This is a genomic window from Jannaschia seosinensis, assembly GCF_001408515.1.
GTDB lineage: Bacteria > Pseudomonadota > Alphaproteobacteria > Rhodobacterales > Rhodobacteraceae > Jannaschia > Jannaschia seosinensis.
The window spans coordinates 1-1,828 of the sequence record NZ_CYPR01000158.1 but is presented as its reverse complement, the minus strand read 5'-3'; the positions used below and the strand labels follow the sequence as shown (position 1 = coordinate 1,828).

Here is a 1,828-nt window from a genome sequence, read left to right as displayed (position 1 = left end):
CCGGCATCGTGTCCCCGAAAGGGACTTCTCCTCCTTCTCTTCGACGCCCTCGCCCCACCGAAAACAGCCTGACGCATGCGCCCCGACAAACCCCGAAACATCAACCCGTATCGCCCAAGACCCAAGTCACCGGCCGGCCTGCCAACCGGACGCAAACACCGGGTGCACGCAAGAAAACCGAGACCGGGGAAACCATCCCACGGAGCACAAGTCCGCAGCTTCATGAATTATGCGGGCTAGCAGGCGCTTTCGAGGCGTAGAAGCGTACTCTACCTCGGTTGAGTGGGCTTGATCAATTCTTGATGCATCGTCGGCCTCTGATCCATCGGGACGAACGTTTCCAATGCGGGTAAAGGTAGTGTCCCACCCCGTGGTGTAGGAGGCCGCGCGCGGAGCCATCTGGTGCAGCGCAGCGCACGGCCGGTCTGGCGGCCACCGCGCTTCTTCGTAGTCTGAGGTTGTTCGACGACCGACGACAACGAAGGAGAGCACGATGACCGAGACCATGATTGACCTTCCGGGGGTGATCGCCAAGAGCGATGATGCGGATTTCCTGCGCGATCTGATCCAGGATGCCGCGCAGCGGCTGATGGACATCGAGTGGCCGCCGTATGCGTTGCCGCGTATGGCGAGCACAGTTCGGAGCGGGAGAACCAGCGCGGGCACGACGGGGCTGAACATCCCGAAGCTGCGCCAGGGCAGCTATTTCCCGACCTTCCTGGAGCCGCGCAGAACGGCCGAGAAAGCCTTGATGGCGGTCATACAGGAGGCCTGCATCCACACACAGGAGGCCTGCATCCACGGCATCTCTACCCGCGCCGTTGACGATCTGGTGCGCGCCACGGGTCAGACGGGCACGCCGAAGAGCCAGGTCTCGCGGCTCTGCGAGGAGATCGACGAGCGGGTGCGTGCATTTCTGAACCGGCCCCTCGAAGGCGATTGGCCGTTCCTGTGGCTCGACGCGACCCGTGTGAAGCTCTGCGAGGGCGGTGATAGTGGCCGTCTCGGTCAACACCGACGGGCGCCGCGAGATCCTGGGGATCACCGTAATGCCATCGGAGGCCGAGACCTTCTGGGCAGACTTTCTGAGATCTCTTACGCGCCGCGGGCTGCGCGGCGTGCAACTGGTGATCAGCGATGCCCATGAGGGCCTGAAGGCCGCTGCCCGCAAGGTCTTGGGCGCCGGATGGCAGCGTTGCCGCGTGCATTTCCAGCGCAACCTGCTGGCCCGCGTGAGCAAGACCCACAAGCCAGTGGTCAGCGCCATGGTGAAGACCGTCTTCGCCGAGAAGGACCGTGACCAAGCCCATGCCCGCTGACGCGAGGTTGCCGACAACCTGCGGGAGCGGTTCCGCGACGTGGCCAAGCTGATGGATGAGGCTGAGCAAGATGTCTTCGCCTACATGACCTCCGATGAACGCCTGCGCGCGAAGCTGCACAGCACCAACCCGCTGGAGCGGGTAAACAAGGAGATCAAGCGGCGTACCAACGGGGTCGGGATCTTCCCGAACCGCGAGGCCGTCATCCGCCTCGTCGGAGCACTGATGCTGGAGCAAAATGACGAGTGGGCCGTCTCCCGCCGCGAGATATGCCCAAAAGTTGGTGACGGTCCTCATCAGGCGGCGGTTTGAAGTTGCTTGATCCCGTCCTTGAACTCAATCCCCTGAATGACGTCGGGCAGACGGTTTGGCCCGTTGATCTTCCGCCACTTCTTCTTGGCTGATTTCATGAGTCGGAAGACCATGGCGAGGGCGGTCTTGCGGTTCAGGCAGCCCTTGGTTTTGCGGGTCCGGTTCCTGACCGTGGCGAAGACACTCTCGATCGGGTT

The 1,828-nt window shown here is 62.8% G+C and carries 2 pseudogenes; one reads left to right on the top strand and one right to left on the bottom strand.

Annotated features, from left to right (window positions below):
- The first annotated feature begins 493 nt into the window (after positions 1–493).
- Positions 494–1,631, top strand: a pseudogene (locus tag JSE7799_RS21765) (IS256 family transposase).
- On the opposite strand, the pseudogene JSE7799_RS11705 reads toward JSE7799_RS21765, so the two are convergent.
- A pseudogene (locus JSE7799_RS11705) lies at positions 1,616–1,828 on the bottom strand (IS256 family transposase); the annotation flags it as partial. The pseudogenes JSE7799_RS21765 and JSE7799_RS11705 overlap by 16 nt on opposite strands.